At 44.2% G+C, this 16,776-nt stretch carries 16 protein-coding genes; 12 read left to right on the top strand and 4 right to left on the bottom strand.

Annotation, left to right across the window (positions count from 1 at the left end; genetic code table 11):
* The first annotated feature begins 15 nt into the window (after positions 1-15).
* From I2494_RS06675 to I2494_RS06665, 3 genes are all read left to right on the top strand, one after another.
* Positions 16-432 carry an ACT domain-containing protein gene (locus I2494_RS06675; protein ID WP_218466309.1) on the top strand — a complete coding sequence of 139 codons (417 nt, stop codon included), beginning with the start codon at positions 16-18 and terminating at the stop codon, positions 430-432.
* A gap of 148 nt (positions 433-580) precedes the next feature.
* Complete coding sequence (locus I2494_RS06670; RefSeq protein WP_218466308.1) at positions 581-1,129, top strand: HdeD family acid-resistance protein; 549 nt, start codon at positions 581-583, stop codon at positions 1,127-1,129.
* A gap of 194 nt (positions 1,130-1,323) precedes the next feature.
* On the top strand, positions 1,324-2,007 hold the full coding sequence (locus I2494_RS06665; protein WP_228350858.1) for an HNH endonuclease: 684 nt from the start codon (positions 1,324-1,326) through the stop codon (positions 2,005-2,007).
* 36 nt (positions 2,008-2,043) lie between these two features.
* Here I2494_RS06665 and I2494_RS06660 read toward each other — a convergent pair whose 3' ends face one another.
* From I2494_RS06660 to I2494_RS06650, 3 genes are all read right to left on the bottom strand, one after another.
* Positions 2,044-2,211: a hypothetical protein gene (locus tag I2494_RS06660; RefSeq protein ID WP_168189652.1), complete on the bottom strand. Its 168-nt coding sequence runs from the start codon at positions 2,209-2,211 to the stop codon at positions 2,044-2,046.
* Positions 2,212-2,608: 397 nt separating this feature from the next.
* Positions 2,609-4,687 carry an AsmA family protein gene (locus I2494_RS06655; RefSeq protein ID WP_218466307.1) on the bottom strand — a complete coding sequence of 693 codons (2,079 nt, stop codon included), beginning with the start codon at positions 4,685-4,687 and terminating at the stop codon, positions 2,609-2,611.
* Positions 4,688-4,900: 213 nt separating this feature from the next.
* Complete coding sequence (locus I2494_RS06650; RefSeq protein ID WP_228350857.1) at positions 4,901-5,449, bottom strand: hypothetical protein; 549 nt, start codon at positions 5,447-5,449, stop codon at positions 4,901-4,903.
* 243 nt (positions 5,450-5,692) lie between these two features.
* Here I2494_RS06650 and I2494_RS06645 point away from each other — a divergent pair, with 243 nt between their 5' ends.
* Together I2494_RS06645 and cfa are read left to right on the top strand one after the other, a co-directional pair.
* Positions 5,693-6,520, top strand: a complete 828-nt coding sequence (locus tag I2494_RS06645) for a hypothetical protein (protein ID WP_218466306.1) — start codon at positions 5,693-5,695, stop codon at positions 6,518-6,520.
* Between the two features lie 421 nt (positions 6,521-6,941).
* Positions 6,942-8,093, top strand: coding sequence for a cyclopropane fatty acyl phospholipid synthase (cfa, locus tag I2494_RS06640; protein WP_218466305.1), 1,152 nt, complete (start codon positions 6,942-6,944; stop codon positions 8,091-8,093).
* Between the two features lie 99 nt (positions 8,094-8,192).
* On the opposite strand, the gene I2494_RS06635 is transcribed toward cfa, so the two are convergent.
* A complete protein-coding gene (locus I2494_RS06635; RefSeq protein WP_218466304.1) occupies positions 8,193-9,092 on the bottom strand; it encodes a diaminopimelate dehydrogenase in 900 nt (299 codons plus the stop codon).
* A 393-nt stretch (positions 9,093-9,485) separates the two neighbouring features.
* Here I2494_RS06635 and I2494_RS06630 point away from each other — a divergent pair, with 393 nt between their 5' ends.
* The 7 genes from I2494_RS06630 (at position 9,486) to I2494_RS06600 (ending at position 16,678) form a co-directional block, all read left to right on the top strand.
* Complete coding sequence (locus I2494_RS06630; RefSeq protein ID WP_218466303.1) at positions 9,486-10,814, top strand: MATE family efflux transporter; 1,329 nt, start codon at positions 9,486-9,488, stop codon at positions 10,812-10,814.
* Positions 10,815-11,106: 292 nt separating this feature from the next.
* Positions 11,107-11,433, top strand: a complete 327-nt coding sequence (locus I2494_RS06625; protein WP_218466302.1) for a hypothetical protein — start codon at positions 11,107-11,109, stop codon at positions 11,431-11,433.
* A gap of 153 nt (positions 11,434-11,586) precedes the next feature.
* On the top strand, positions 11,587-11,979 hold the full coding sequence (locus tag I2494_RS06620) for a VOC family protein (protein ID WP_218466301.1): 393 nt from the start codon (positions 11,587-11,589) through the stop codon (positions 11,977-11,979).
* Between the two features lie 150 nt (positions 11,980-12,129).
* Positions 12,130-12,777 (top strand): glutaredoxin 2, encoded by a 648-nt coding sequence (grxB, locus tag I2494_RS06615; RefSeq protein ID WP_218466300.1) that lies wholly within the window; start codon positions 12,130-12,132, stop codon positions 12,775-12,777.
* A gap of 171 nt (positions 12,778-12,948) precedes the next feature.
* The gene (locus tag I2494_RS06610; RefSeq protein WP_218466299.1) at positions 12,949-13,644 is read left to right on the top strand and encodes a pirin family protein; all 696 of its coding nucleotides are present in this window, start codon (positions 12,949-12,951) and stop codon (positions 13,642-13,644) included.
* Between the two features lie 408 nt (positions 13,645-14,052).
* Positions 14,053-15,129: an HlyD family secretion protein gene (locus tag I2494_RS06605; protein ID WP_218466298.1), complete on the top strand. Its 1,077-nt coding sequence runs from the start codon at positions 14,053-14,055 to the stop codon at positions 15,127-15,129.
* Entirely contained in the window at positions 15,113-16,678 is a 1,566-nt protein-coding gene (locus tag I2494_RS06600) for a DHA2 family efflux MFS transporter permease subunit (protein ID WP_218466297.1), read from the top strand. The genes I2494_RS06605 and I2494_RS06600 overlap by 17 nt, the downstream gene beginning before the upstream one ends.
* The last annotated feature ends 98 nt before the right edge of the window (positions 16,679-16,776 follow it).

Genomic DNA, 16,776 nt, shown 5'->3' with positions numbered 1-16,776 from the left:
TTAAGGAGAATATCTATGCAACCCATTAAACAACTCAGCACACTGCTCTCTTCTATGTCACCCGCATTAAGCAGTGAAACTTATGTGTTTTGTACTCTCAAAGAAGAATTTACCGAACAGCTTTTCAGGTTCAAACCTAAAGGTTTGTTTGTGGAAGAGGAAGGAATAACCCTGATTATTTCCCAACAAACAGCGTTAGATCATCAGCTGGATTTTAGTGGTATCTTCCGCCAGCTTACCTTAACCGTTCATTCAAGCCTTGAAGCGGTGGGCTTAACTGCCGCGGTGTCTAAAGCCTTAGCGGATAACAATATCAGTGTCAACGTTGTAGCGGCTTATTACCACGACCATATATTTGTGCCTGAACAAGATGCCGAACGAGCACTGAAAACGTTAATCGAATTGCAGCAGCACCATGCAAAGTTAAATTAGTCTGCCTTCCTGATATTTATCGAACATATTTGAAATAACATCATGTGGTAAACGGCCTGATGCAATCAGGCCTATATTTATTAATGTAACTATTCATAACTCACTACATAAATTGAATATCATCATCTGAATGATATGGGGAATAAATATGAGACAGGAAATATTGGGAGTTCTCTCCCGTAACTGGTGGGTATTAATTATTTATGGCGTGATTGCCATTTTATTTAGTATTGCTGCATTAACCGCACCGCTATCAACCGCAATATCGGTGGCCTGGGCGATTGGTTTGTTTGCCCTGCTGGAAGGGGTAATTACTATTGTCTCGCTGTTTACTAACCGTATTGTGGTTTCTAAAGGATGGCTATTTGGCTATGGGGTTATCTCCATCATCTTTGGTGTGTTGGCTCTGTATAACCCGGCGGCGACCGCCAGCATCCTGATGATCTTTTTAGCTGTCTGGCTGATTATTGGCGGTATTTACCGCATTCTGTTTGCGATTCAGGTTCGCAATCAGATTCAGGGAGAATGGATGATTATCCTTAGCGGTGCACTGGCGATAATTCTCGGTGCATTACTGATGGCACAACCGATTATTGGACTGGTGATTACCACCATCTGGCTTGGGGTGATTGTTTTGATGTATGGCATATTGCAGATTTATGCGGGGATAAAGTTACGGGGGATTGGGCAGCATTAATCTATCGTAATTGATAATTTAGCCCTAAAAGCTGTATTCGGGAGGATACGGTTTTTAGGGTAAATACCCTTCATTGTTATATCCCGTCAATAAAAAACAAACCATCTCTCGTTACTTGAATTAGTTACTTAATCAAGTAATCGAAACCATGTATTCTTGTGCGATACCTCGCAAGTATCAAATAAGGATTTATAGTGAGTAACTCTTGGAGTGATGAAGAACTTGAAGCTTCTGTTCGGGCTTATTTTGAGATGTATGATAGTTATTTAGACCAAATCCCCTTTAACAAAAAAGATTGCTATAGAAAGCTACACGAACGTTTTGGTCGTTCTGAAAAAGCGTTTGAGTACCGTATGCAAAATATATCTTATGTTGTTGTACTTGAGGGAATTGACTACTTACCTGGATTAAAACCGGCAAGGAATGTAGGGAAAAACATCTTTCAGCAACTTAAATCTTTAATCCATAAGAAGGTTTTCACTTATCCTAACCCTATATCAACAGAAACACTTTATGCTGAAGATTCAAATAAAAAAGCTGAGGCAACGCAATCAATTCCTCAAGGTGTAATAAAGCCCACCACTATCCCAAATACAGGATCTCGGTATGTAAGGAATGGGGGAGTGAGTGAATGGGTTAGGCGTTCGACGAATGGAAAATGTGAAAACTGCAACCAACTCGGTCCATTTAAAAATAAAGATGGTCAGTTTTTTCTAGAGGCTCACCATGTAAAATGGTTATCTAATGGCGGTTCCGATACTACAAGTAATTGCATTGCTGTCTGCCCCAACTGTCATAGAGCGTTTCATCACAGCAAAGATGCAGAATTATTGGTTGAGAAAATCTACAAAAAAATAACTCGACTAGAACGTGAATAAAAAGGATTGTCCCCCACAATCCTTTTTAACTTACCGTTACTCCCCCAACACCTTATACAACTCCCTTAACCTTTCCTGTAACACAAACATCAAAGCTTCACGGGTGGCGAGGTTTTCAGTATTTAACGCGGCATTAATCACGGCTAAACACTGAACGGTAATATCTTCAGGGGTTAAAGAGTCTTGTTGAGTAAGTTCGTTCATGGGCTAACTCCAAAGGTAGTTAATATCTCCCACCTCCGGAGCTGCAAATCTCTTGGGGTGGTGGCTTTGTTCGGGTTTGCAGACCGCCCCTTGGAAACGGCACATCCAAAGATGTCCCAGCCAAAGCCACCATAGAACAAGCATTATGACATGTTTTTAAGGTGCACAAAGACCATGACTATAAAAATACTTTATGTATCAATATGTCATTCTCAAGGAGCTATTCGGGCTGCAAATCCCGGCATCCCAACTCAGGATGCCCCGCCACTATATCAACCCCAAAACCACCCGCAATCGACCTTTTCAGATTCATACCAATAATGCGAAACATCTCGAAAAACCATGCAATATGCAGATAAAAACCGCTACTTTTCTCTTATTTGTATTCCAAATAGCTCTACTTAGCTTTAGCGCCTTTCTTTACCTTTGTGGATTTACCCTTTGGCTGATCCTTCATCTGTCTCAGTACCTGTCCACACTGGTTCTCTTCCCCTTCGCTTGGTGACACTAACGCCAGTAATGCCGCAGCCGGAGCAACAACCACACCTAACGCCACTGCCGCAGCACCCCGGGCAATTAATGGCGCGGCTTCGACTCCCGGTTGAGGGTTCTTAAAGGTACCTTTCACATACAGCGGAGAGCGCAGTGTGAGTAAGCGCATACCTTTGCTTTGTGGGTCGATGGATAAATCCAGTCGTTCAGTGGCAAAATTGGTCTGGCCGGTAACGTTAATAATGGCGTTTTCAGTATCAAACACCAGTAAACGTGGGGAGGCGAGTCCGCCACGGATATTCACGTCCGCCGCCACACAGTTAATCTTCACTTCATCATCACCAAAAAGTTGTGAAACCAGATAGTTACCCACGTTCAGACCCAGAATCTCCATCAGGCCACGGCTGATCATGCCTTCGTTCATTAATATGCGTAAATCACCACTGCTGCTGCCTAATAGCGCGGCCACTGAATTACCCCGTCCGGTTAAGCTGGCATCGCCATTGATTTGCCCACGGCTGTTTTTCATCATCTCTACTTCCGGCAAAAGCTGTTTCAGTTGGAAGCGCCGGGCATGCATATCAACCTTTCCCTGCATTGGACTTTTACTGCCATCCAGCCGAATTGTGGAGTTCAGGCTTCCTCCCGCCACGCCAAAGCGCAGAGGATCCATCAGGATCTCACCGTTATTTAATATCAGATGGGTATACAGATTGTTTACCGGCAATGATTTACCGTGCTCGATGTACTTAGCGGTGAACTTCACGTCCGCATCCATCACATCCCAGCTTTTGGTTTCGAACGGTTCTACCGGCAATACTTTATCGGCAGGCTGGAGGCTTTTCTCACCCCGCTGCTTTTTCTGCTTATTAGAATCAGCCCCGATTAAAGGAGCCAAATCGGTGAACAGTAGTTGTTTAGAGACTAACTCCCCTTTCAGCACTGGCCGGGGTTTGCTGGCGGTATATTTCAGGCTACCGTGTATATCGCTGCTGCCAATCTTGCCGTTAAAATCCTGATAATCGAAGGTAGCACCTCCTTCAGCATGAATATGGGCAATCAAACGACCATTGGTTGAATAGGCGGGTGTATTTGGCAACAACACGCCGGTAATACCATACAGGTTGCCCAAACTACGGCCTGATAATTTAAGCTGTAAATCTAACGCCCCAAGATTCATTGGATCCGTCAGTGTTCCCGCCAGGGCAATTCGCGTGGTGCCTGAACTTACATCAGCCTGTACCGGAAATGGGCGGTCGGCACTCTTCAGGGATAACATACCCCCCACTTTACCGCTGCCTTTTAGCGACTCGCCTTTGTATTTCCCCTCAACTTGCCAACCTAAGACATACTCCGGCACGCTATTTTGCTGCTGTTTATCACCGCTTCCGGTAACTTCGCTAAAAGGAAGAGGCTTGCCTAAGGGGTCGATAACCGCATGAATATCCGCTTTCAGGGTGGCATCTTTAAAATCCACCTTGCCGCTATCGAACACGATATCGTTAATATTCACTGACCAGCTTGAAGGGGGGGCGGAAGGGTCTGTTTTTGAGGGAGTGAAGCTCCAGTTATTATCGCCATTGGCTAAACGCTGAATGGATGCATACGGCTGTTTTAGCCAGATGCGCTGAATATAAAGCTCTTTATGCAGCAAGGATAACGGTGATATTAATGCCTCAACGCGCTGCAAGGTCACCATATTATCACCGGGGATCTGCGGAGGATTACCTAAAACAAGGTCTTCCGCATGCAGCATTGGCCAGGGAACCCAGCGCCGCCAGCCTGTTTCATCCGGTTGACGCTGCCAGTTAACCCCTAAATCACCGCGAATGGCAAACGGCCGGTGTAATTCGGCGGTTACTTTCTCATTGATGGTTGGTTTCAGGCGGTTCAAGTCAAAGGTCGCCAAAAAGATCAGGGCTGCGACGATAACAACAACGATAATCCCACCCGTCCAGCTCAGGACGTTTCCTGTTCTGCTCATCCCACTCTCCCGGAAGCTGTGTGATGCCCCTTCAGAGGTGATAACAACAAATGTCAGGGGCAATAAATCAAAAGTACTGTATTAAGCCTAGTTGAAAAATCGCCATAGTTCATATTGTTGATGGGAACTAAGGTCAATGTGGAGCATAAAAAAACCGGCCTGTATCACCGGTTTTTCGCCATCTAAAGACCATCCCTTCTACTAACAACCCTCTTATACTGGCCGATCTAACTTACCCGCAGCATCCTCTAACAGCTTATCCAGACTGGAATGCAACAGCCTGGACTTCACCTCTTTGCCTTCAGTTGTCAGTTTTGAACCAACTTTTTTATCCATGGTGTAAATGGTCACTTTTCCTGGCTGATGGTCATAAATCAACAAGCCATCAACTCCGTGCCCTTTATTGTCTTCAAATTTATTCAATACGCTTTGCATTTTCCGTTTGGCTTCATCATCCCCTTTCACCGCTTTGCGCAGTTCCTCAACGGACAAACCAACCGGTATGGAATAAAGATAAAGCACATCGACATAACTACCCGCATCGCCACCGTTACACATAAAACAGAACTCTCTTTTTCCATCAGATAGCGATTCCATTTTTCTCAAATCAATCAGCAGCTTTTGACCATCCTGATAGGATTCTTCCGATATATCCAAAAACACCAGCCAGTAAGGTCCCGGATCGCCAGCATGTGCCGAAAAAGTGCAACCCAGTGTCAAAGCAATAAACAGCGAGTAAATAAACTGCCTTATTCTTTCCATCATATTGTCCTTAATAAATGTTGATAGCTCACTATAACCGTTCCGGTCATTACAGGAAATCACCCTTTTCTGCCACTATTGATACCATTCCCCCCATAACACAAAGCATCACAATAAAGAAAAACTCAATATTGTCGATACGATCGAATTTTAGTTAAAAAACAATGCCTGATATTTGATTTTTGATTCGATTCAGATAACGTTAAAGACTTCTGTTTTGCTTCCCGAAAAAGGATTTGAGCAATGTTCGGCTTTGGTAAAAAGAAAGATAAAGAAATCATTCGGGTTCAGTTTATTGAAAATGGTCAGGAAAATGCATTTGCCGCTTCTGAGGTACCCATTGATCAACTGCCGGATACCTTTGAAATCAATACGACGCTAAGTATCGCCGGGGATGAATGGAGCGTGGTCAGTGCCGAGCCACCACGCAAATCCGAATTTCGTAAAACCGGCTCGTTGATCATTACGCTGGCAAAATATGAAGTGATGCAAATTGATCCAGCCAAAATCCTCTACAGCTTACCTACTATCAGTTCGGACTTGCCGGGGGTGGAAGCAGTAAGCTCACTGGAAAACGTTTTGGTGGTGTATGAGGATGACTGGCGTCAGTTTGAGTTTCTTTCGGTTCGGCTTGAAAATGAAATCCGTCAGGAGCTGGAAGATATACTGAATATCTATCAGACCCAGCATGACGGTTCTGGTTTTAAGCAGCTTCACGTTCGTCGTCGGGTTGATATACCGCTACCGGAAAAATCACTTTCTCTTTCTGAACTGGATAACGTCTTCAATCTGGAAAAAACCTATGACGGTATCGCATTCAGCAACGCCGCCGCAACAGTGATGAACGGTTTCGCCCGGCAAACAGCATCAGGTTGGATCTTCTGGGGCCAGACGGATGACACTGGCTATATCACCACTCTGTGTCTGAGGCCTGGAGCCCATACGGAATCTGCAGCTATCGCGCCATTAGTGGACAACTTCGTCAGGCAACACCAACTGCTATTAGTCGATTGGGTACAGGTATTCTTGTGTGGTGAAGGAGCAGAAAGCTTCGCGCAATACGGGGAATAACTCATCTTTTCCTGAATGTTCAGGCCAACAGAGTATCAACTCTGGCAGCCTGAACATTCACCAGCTAATTATTTCCCCATAAATCATTGCGTTATCCGACATGCTTAAAAAAACATCAAAGGTGATGCAAATCACGTCTTGAGTCTTGCTTTTAGCCGCTCTATACTCGAAAAACCACCATACATAACATTATTAAAACGTTTATATTACAAACGTCTTGCAGGCGATGGAATTTCGCCCCTGTTTCTATCATGGACTGGTTCACCGGTTTGCTGCTTGCCTCCGGATTTTCTCTCTGTTGCTAAACCAAAAATACGTTTTCATCCTTGGTGGTTAACCTGCCTTCAGGTATTCACTCACCCTGTGCGTTATATCTCGGGTGTGCCTTAAGGTAGTAACCAGATAACGTTATGGAGAAACTATGAGCTCATCATGTATTGAAGATGTCAGCACTCAGGATAATCCGTGGTACCGAATTATCAGTGAGTTACTGGAACAGGCTGATATTGAAATTAACGGTTCGCGTCCGTTTGATATTCAAGTTCACCATCCGCAGTTCTTTAAACGCGTTGTGCAGCAAGGCTCCCTTGGCCTGGGGGAAAGCTATATGGACGGATGGTGGGACTGTCAACGCCCCGATATGTTATTTCATCGAATCCTGCACTTCGGGTTGGATAAAAAAGTCCCCCATCACATTAAAGATTTTCTACGTATCGCCACCGCCCGACTGTTTAATCTGCAATCAAAACATCGCGCCTGGATGGTGGGCAAAAAGCATTATGATTTGGGTAACGATCTGTTTAACCAGATCCTTGATCCTTATATGCAATACTCCTGCGGTTACTGGAAAGAGGCGAATACGCTGGATCAGGCTCAGCAGGCAAAGCTTAAAATGATTTGTGAAAAACTTCAGTTAAAACCGGGAATGACGCTGCTGGATATTGGCTGCGGCTGGGGCGGGTTATCCGCCTACGCGGCGAAAAACTATGGTGTTTCAGTAGAAGGTGTAACTATCTCTGCTGAACAGCAAAAGCTGGCGCAACAGCGCTGTGCCGGGCTGGATGTCACCATTCTGCTGGAAGATTACCGCGACTTACATAATCATTATGATCGGATTGTGTCGGTGGGAATGTTTGAGCACGTCGGCCCCAAAAACTATCACACTTATTTTGATGTGGTTGCGCGTAACCTGAAACCGAATGGGCTGTTTTTACTGCATACCATTGGTTCGAAACAGACTAAAGTGAATGTCGACCCGTGGATCCATAAATATATCTTTCCTAACGGTTGCCTGCCATCAGTCACTAATATTGCGCAAAACAGCGAAAAGCATTTTGTCATGGAAGATCTGTATAACTTCGGTGCCGACTATGACCATACGCTGATGGCCTGGTACAAACGATTTGCTCAGGGATGGGGTGAGCTTTCAGGACAGTACGATGAACGTTTTAAACGGATGTTTACTTACTATCTGAATGCCTGCGCAGGCGCTTTTCGCGCCAGAGATATTCAACTGTGGCAAATTCTGTTCAGCCCTAAAGGGGTTGAAGGTGGGATCCGCGTTCCGCGTTAAGATTAATACACTTATTCATTATCAGAGTAAAAAAACAAAAACCCGCACATCCATTAGATTACGCGGGTTTTGTTATTAACGGCTAAACGTTAAGGTAAATTACACCAGACGCTCAATCAGTTTATCCGTTTCCCCTTGCAGGAAATGAATCGGGGCAACTTCAATTACCGTATAGGCACCGCTGCTTAATTTCGTGGTCGCCCGGGCAGCAGAAACTAAAAACTGCGAGGTCAATGCCGGATTGTTGATGCGCATTGAATATTCAAACAGCTGATTTTGAGTTTCGCCAGAGACACCTTTATGGGTTAAATGCACGCCGTGCCCCATATCTTTCAGATTGTCGACACAATCTACCTGCTTAACGTGAGTTTCATCCGAGGCAAAATAGTCATCCGCCTTCAGCGTTTTCTCTACCGTAGCAAAATCGGCACCCTGTTCCAGTTCAATATAAACCAGACGGCGATGCACGCCGGTTCCCATTGGTACCGTAACAGATAGCGCTTCTTTAACCCCCGGAATCGCTCTGGCTGCCACCGAGTGCCCCATGCTCATACCCGGCCCAAAGTTGGTATAGGTGATCCCTTTTGGCGCCATCGCCAGCATCAGAGTACGCACAATAGAGTCTGAACCCGGATCCCAACCTGCCGCCACAACCGATACCGCATTGTTGGCTTTTGCGATAGGATCCAGGGTGTTTTTTAAATCAACAATCTGAGAGTGAACGTCAAAGCTGTCTACCGTATTAATCCCTTTCGCCAAAATTTTCTGAGCCACTTGCTTGATGGCCCGGGTTGGCGAGCAAAGAATGGCCACATCAACCTTGTCTAACTTATCAATGTCATCCACTACCTGATAAGCCGCCAGCTCTGCCAGTGGCTCACCCGTACTGCGACGTACTACACCAGCAATTTCAAAATCATCTGCCGCATTCAGGGCTTCAATCGCATATTTACCAATATTTCCATAGCCGACAACGGCCGCTCTAATTTTTTTAGTCATGGTTATCCCTGTCTCAGTTATTGTTTTAATCTTGCCGTTCTCATTCTTCCACTAACCTAAATGATTAACAAAAGAAAAACCGCTTTAGACTTTAACCAATGTTATCAAATATTCCAAAGCAGAAATAATACTCTGGTTTTATTTAGTCAAAATTAGCGTTATTCCGTCACGCTATTAGCCAGAAAAGCTATGCTTTGGTGGACTGAGAGAGTGACCTCTTTGCGGTAGTGGATCTGCACCGTTTCAGACCCGCATTTTTAGTTTAAAAAATTATCACTCTGTTAGAGACTATTGGTTGAACAATGCTACAATACGCCGCGTTGTTTCCCCTTCTCACCTGAGTTGAACTTCCGTTTTAACGTTTATCTGATAAAAAAGTATTAGGATTTTTTAATGCATCACCATGATGTTACAGAGCGCTCATTATTTTCTTTGAGCTGGCCAATATTCATCGATCTGTTTTTACACTTTTCGACGCTGCTGATTAATACCTATATGGTCAGCCAGGTGTCTACCGCCTATCTTGCTGCGATGGGGCCCGGTAACCTGGTTTTCGATATGTGTATTACCATATTCAGCTTTATCAGCGTTGGGTGTAGCGTTGTTATTGCTCAGTATCTGGGTGCACGCCATATGGATATGGCAAAGAAAGCGATTCATATTTCCATTGCGTTTAACTTTGTACTCGGCCTGTTCTGCGCGGCGACCATCTTCTTCTTTGGTTACAAAGCGCTGAATATCATGAATATGCCTGAGCATCTGATGACAGATGGCTTCAACTATTTGCATATTCTGGGTATTTGTCTGATCCCTGAAGCGGTTTCCTTAATTCTGGCCGCCTGTTTACGGGTTTATGGCAAGTCTAAAGCCGCTATGTACGTCACGCTGATTGTGAATATTATTACCATCATCGGTAATATTTTGGCGCTGTATGTTTTCGATGCCGGTCTGGTTGGTGTAGCCTGGTCAACAGTATTTGGTCGCGTTATTTGTATTATTCTGCTGGCCTGTTTATTAAATTACGGCTTACGCATTCGCTTTGAAATAAAGCTATTTTTCCACTGGTCTAAAGATCAATTGGGAAAAATTCTGCGCATTGGCTTACCGGCTGCCGGTGAGAATATGGTGTGGATTCTGCAATATATGACCGCCAACGCCTTTATTGGCCTGATGGGTGAAACCTCGCTGGCGGCGCAAACTCTCTATTTTCAGATCGCGCTATTTGTCATGCTGTTTGGTATTTCCGTCAGTATCGGTAATGAGATCTTTGTTGGTCATCTGGTGGGAGCTAAACGCTTTGAAGATGCCTATCGCCAAACGTTCCGCAGCCTGAAGCTGGGGGTCGGAGTGACTATTCTGGTGGTAATCGGCTTCTGGCTGGCGGATGTGCATATTCTGCACTTCCTGTCGAAAGATGATGGGATTAATAAGCTGTTGCTGCCGCTGTTTTTACTTTCAGTGTTCCTTGAGCCGGGCAGAACCTTCAATATCGTTATGGTAAACGCCCTGCGGGCATCAGGCGATGCTACCTTCCCACTGTATACCGCCATCTTCTTTATGTGGTGTGTCTCAATACCGGTGGGCTATTTCCTCGGTATTACCATGGAGATGGGATTGATAGGGATCTGGATCGGCTTTATGTGTGACGAGTGGTTACGCGGCCTGGCTAACACCTGGCGCTGGAAATCCAAAAAGTGGCAGGCCAAACGACTCAATATTTAGCCAACGGTTTCTGAAGCAGGCTTATCCTGATTGATTTAGGATAAGCCTGACATTTGGGTTACATCAGTAAAGCGTTTTATTTATTTTCTGAAAGATCACCAGCACCTCTATTTTGCGTCTTACCTGATAGCGTTGCATTTAGCATTTCCTGCGATATTCAGCCATATTGTTCATTTTCTCTCAGTTTTACGTATTACAAGCGTAAAAGTTTCGTAAAACTGATTTAGCTCTATTGAACAATTTCCTCTAAATGTAATGATTGATGCATGTTCACTCGCTCAGGAATCTCAACATGCTTAAGAAGACGCTGTTTATTTTATTATTAGCGGTATCGTTCTGCGCATCTGCAGGGCCGAGGGATCATCGGGACTATCGCGGTTATAAAAGTTATCCAAAGCATTATAATTACAACCGTCATAAGCAATATCGTGCTCCATCCCACTATAACTACACACGTTATTATAATCACCGCTATAACCATCGGTATAATCCCGGTATTAGTTTTCAATATCGCTATAACCTGAATAACCATCGCCCGGTATATAAAGGTAATTATCGACCGGCTAACCGACCTGGGGTATACCACTATCGTGGTGGTCGCCCGTCACATTTGCGTTAATTCTGTTATCTGCAAAGAGCCTGAGCACAACGTCAGGCTCTTTGTTCATCAGTCCGCTTCACAATTTCGATATTCTTGTTCTTCCGGAATAGATTTCCGTTATTCTTTTGCCATAATTTTATTACTGACCGCATAAACAGACAGGATTGTATTATGGTTAAATTCGGATACACCATTGTCTATGTCGACGATGTTGAGAAAACGCTTCATTTCTTTAATGAAGCCTTCAATATGAAAACCCGTTTTCTGCACGATACCAAAACTTATGGCGAACTGGATACCGGTGAAACCGTTCTGGCGTTTGCTTCTCATGATTTAGGACATAGCCATTTTCCTGATGGTTACCTACAGGCCGGTAACTCAGAAAAACCATTGGGTATTGAGATTGCTCTGGTAACGAAAGATGTTCAAACCGCCCATAATGCCGCCATTGTTTATGGTTCTACCGAGCTAAAAGCACCAACGGTGATGCCATGGGGGCAAACCGTCTCCTATGTCAGGGCGCCGTCCGGAATTCTGCTGGAACTCTGTAGCCCAATGTCCTGATTGATGGCGGCAAGCATGCCGCCGCTCTATTCACTCTGCTTACGGCTTTTCTCTTTCTGATTACCCAAACTATTAAGATAATAATGGCATCCATTTTCATTCTGGGTTAAACCTATATTATCCCCTGATTCTGCTGGCTAAGGATATGTTATGAAACTCTATGTCTATGACCATTGCCCTTTCTGTGTGAAAGCACGCATGATATTTGGCATCAAAAAGCTCCCTTTCGAACTGGTAACGTTGTTGAATGACGATGAAGAAACGCCCATCCGCATGATCGGTCAGAAAATGGCACCAATTCTGGAAAAAGATGATGGCAGCTACATGCCAGAAAGTATGGATATCGTGCACTATGTGGATGAAACTTTTGGCCAACTGGCTTTAACCGGTAAAACCAACCCGGCTATTGCCGACTGGTTGAAACAGGTTTCACCTTATCTTAACAAGCTGCTGATCCCCCGTTATGCTCAGGCTGACTTCTGTGAGTTCAGAACCCCTTCCGCCCGTCAGTATTTCAGCCGTAAAAAAGAGGCCATGATTGGTAACTTTGCTGAAGCATTGGCACAAACACCGGAACTGGTTAAGCAATTAGAGCAAGATCTTGCTCAACTGGAGACACTGATTCAATCACCGGAAGCCTGTAACGGTGAACTGTCGGTAGATGATATTCATCTGTTCCCGTCGATTCGGGGAATATCCATTGTGAAAGGCGTGAAATATCCACCTCAAGTGGATGCTTACCGTAAACAGATGTCCAAAATTTCTGGCGTTAACCTGTTAGATAGCATCGCTCAGTAATTTTGCTTTTAAAAATGGCATCCGGCATGTTTCACTTTGCCGGATGCTTTATACCACCAGCAACAAGCCCCATTTTTATTATTCAATTTTTTTGAATATCTGAGTGACTTTTTTCCGCTTTTTATCTTTGTGGTATCGACTAAACTGTTTAAAACGTTAAGGAGGTTTCACATGATTTATTTACGTAAAGCTGATGTACGCGGCCATGCTAATCACGGCTGGCTTGATAGCTGGCACAGTTTCTCTTTCGCTGATTATTACGATCCTAACTTTATGGGTTTCTCTGCACTGCGAGTGATCAATGAAGACAGAGTGGCACCGGGCCAGGGCTTCCCTACCCATCCACATAAAGATATGGAAATACTCTCTTATGTTCTGGAAGGTACGATTGAACATCAGGACAGTATGGGAAACAAAGAGCGTGTTCCTGCAGGTGATTTTCAGATTATGAGTGCCGGTACCGGCGTTCGCCACTCAGAATACAATCCGAGTGATAGTGAGCCACTGCACTTCTATCAGATCTGGATTATTCCCGATCGCAAGGATATTACGCCGCGTTATGAGCAAAAGACCTTTGCTGAAAAGCATGCTCGTCAGTTGGTTCTGTCGCCTGATGCTCGTGATGGCTCGCTGAAAGTTTATCAGGATATGGAGCTCTGGCGCTGGACACTGGACGCTAAAGAGAAAGCTGAATTCAGTATCAAAGAAGGACGCCGTATCTGGGTACAAGTCGTAAAAGGTGAAGTAGAAATCAACGGTGTTCAGGCCTCAAATAGCGACGGTATCGCTCTGTGGGATGAATCAACCATGAATATCACCGTTCATAGCGATAGTGAAATTTTGGTATTTGATTTACCTAAAGTTTAATATTTTGAAACAACTGGTTTGCCATTAATGATTAATTTCTATCATTAATGGCAACCTTTTCTCATTTCTAAAAAATAATTATTTAATTAATTATTCAACATCTAATGAAAAAACTTTAAATCCCACTGGTTAATAATCATATAAACCATTATAAAAAATCTACGCCATCACTTATAAAAACCAAGAAATTACTTAGCAAAACCTACCTAACCATATAATTAAAATAGAATTTATAGCCATGGTTATTGACATCCATCACGTTAAATATTATTAATACTGCCGAATGACAAATGCTCAATATCAATTATATTTAAGTGCCTTTCGAATAATGAAAAATAAGAAAATCCTTATTTGTTCGTCAGTCAATTAACAAAGGAATTTCGTTTTAGCACAGGGAACAAAATCAGCATGTCGCCCGACAACAACACAATATCGCCAACAAAAACTGATACGAAAATAAACAAGAATAATAAGAAAAAAGTATTCACACTTTATATATTATTGTTGTTTATCATCGGACTGTCTTCCTTCAGTTATTACTGGTTCTGTCTGAAAGACTATGAAAGCACCGATGATGCCTTCATTGATACTAATATTGCGAAAGTCTCTGCCGCCGTACCCGGTCGGGTAGATCGTATTCTGGTGGAAGATAATCAATATGTTGAGGCTGGCAGTGTATTAATTGAGCTTGATGCCCGTGACTATCAAAACCTGTTAAATAAAGCCATTGCCGCCCAGAACGTAGCCTTAGCCCAAACACCTCAGCTACATAACCAGATTGAAGCGCTGGAAGCTAACTTAAAGCAAACTCAGGCTAATGTGAAATCAGCAGAGGCTGAGTATCAGCGCGATAAAGATGATTATGACCGCTATCAAAAATCGCAACAAACCTGGAGCCAGAGCCAGCTGAGTATGCAACATGCGGCGTTTAAAGCCAGTGCAGGCCGGTTAGATGCTGCGCGCCAGTCGGTTATTTACAATCAGGCATTGCTCAATAAAGGGAAAGCAGCACTGGAAGAAAACAATGCGCAATTAAAACAGTTGGAAGTCGAAATTGAAAATGCAAGGCTGCAACTTTCCTATACCAAAATCATTGCGCCACAAAGTGGACATGTCACCAAGCGGAGCGTGGAGCTGGGAAGTTATATCGATCCTGGCAGGACGTTATTGTCCGTGGTGTCGAATAACGTCTGGATAACGGCGAACTTTAAAGAGACTCAGCTCGCCAATATGCGCCCGGGGCAAGAGGTGGAAGTAACTATTGATGCCTACCCTCAATATAAGTACAGCGCCAAAATAGACAGTATCCAACGGGGCACTGGCCCGGTATTCAGCATGTTACCAGCAGAAAATGCCACCGGTAACTATATTAAGGTGGTTCAACGAGTACCGGTAAAGATCCTGTTTACCGACCCCAGAATTAATGACGCCGAGCATCCTTTGTCTCCCGGTATGTCGGTAGTACCTAATGTCCACATCAAATAATAGCGGCGTGGCGCACCTGCCTCGCTCCGCTGCCGGAAACCGTAGCCCGTGGCTAATGGCGATTATCGCCTCTATTGCCACATTTATGGAGCTGCTGGATTCCACCATCGCCAACGTTTCCCTTTATCATATTTCGGCCTCGCTTAGCGTTTCCTATAGCGAATCGCTGTGGGTATTAACCAGCTATATTGTTGCTAACGCATTAGTGCTGCCGATGAGCGGTTGGTTGTCCAGTACCATTGGCCGAAAACGTTACTATATGTTGAGCATCGCCGGATTTACTATTGGTTCTCTGCTTTGCAGCATCGCCACCAGCATCGAGTTTTTGATTATTGCCCGGGTACTACAGGGTCTGAGCGGTGGAGGGTTAGCGCCGGTTGAACAGTCGATGATCACCGACTCATTTCCGATAGAAAAACGTCCTCATGCTTTTGCGCTGTATGGTATTACCATTCTGGTTGCTCCCGCTATCGGCCCTTTTGTAGGTGGGTGGTTAACCGAAAATATGTCCTGGCATTGGATCTTTTTAATCAATGTGCCCATTGGCATTGTTTCTCTGATACTCAGTTATTACTTCATCGTAGAGCCTCCACTTCTGAAAGAGGAACGTAAGCAGCGCAAACTACAAAAAAGTAATATCGATTACGTCGGTATTTCATTAGTGATTATCGGATTTGGTACCTTACAGCTGTTTCTTGACCGATATGAAATCAATGACGGGTTCTCATCCAGCTTTATTTGTACCATGGCTGTTACCGCAGCGGTTTCCCTCAGCTTTCTGGTGATATGGGAATGGTTTCATCCTCAACCAATTATGGATATCCGCTTGCTGCGCCACCGCAACTTTACTATCAGCAGTCTGATTATCTTCTTAATTGGTTTTCTCAGCTACAGCACCACCCAGGTCTTGCCACAAATGACTCAAGAGCTGTTTAACTACACGGCGGCCATTGCCGGGGTTATGTTGGGCATTGGCGGCCTGCTGGTGATTATTCCTATGGCGATCGTTGGTGTTATTACTAATAAAATTGCTTATCCACAATGGTTGGTGGCAATTGGCTTGCTGGGCACCGCTATTTCAACCTGGCATATGTCACAAATGACGCTAAACGTTGATTTTGCCACCTTCGTTTGGGCTCGTTTATTACAGGTTATCTGGTTTCCGGTGATGTTAATTCCGGTTAGCCTGCTCGCCTATGAAGGATTACCCGCAAACAAAAGTAACGAAGCCGCCGCTTTTGCTGCTCTGATGCGTAATATCGGCGGCAGCGTTGGCCTCACGCTAATGGCAAACATGCTCCACAGCCGAACCAATATGCATTACAGCCGCATCAGCGATCGGGTCACAGAAAGTGTGGATTTAAGCGTATCGCTGGAAAATATAAAAGAGATCGCCTTCGCTCAAGCCCGACTGCTTAGCTACCTGGATATCTTCTACCTGATGGCGGCGGTGTGCCTGATATTTATCCCGCTGGCATTTTTGTTTAAAACACCAAAGAAACGTAAAAAGAAAGCGAGTTGTGATGTGGGGTATGGGCATCATATTTGATGTGGGGGTGGGAATTGATGTAATTTATTCAGATAATAAAATAGTATGGTGCGACATGAATATTTCCCTATTTGGTTGAATAGTTCACAATTATATTT

It is taken from the genome of Limnobaculum allomyrinae, from assembly GCF_016649425.1.
GTDB lineage: Bacteria > Pseudomonadota > Gammaproteobacteria > Enterobacterales > Enterobacteriaceae > Limnobaculum > Limnobaculum allomyrinae.
Note: the sequence above shows the minus strand (reverse complement) of the source record. Positions and strands in the feature narration are given on the sequence as shown.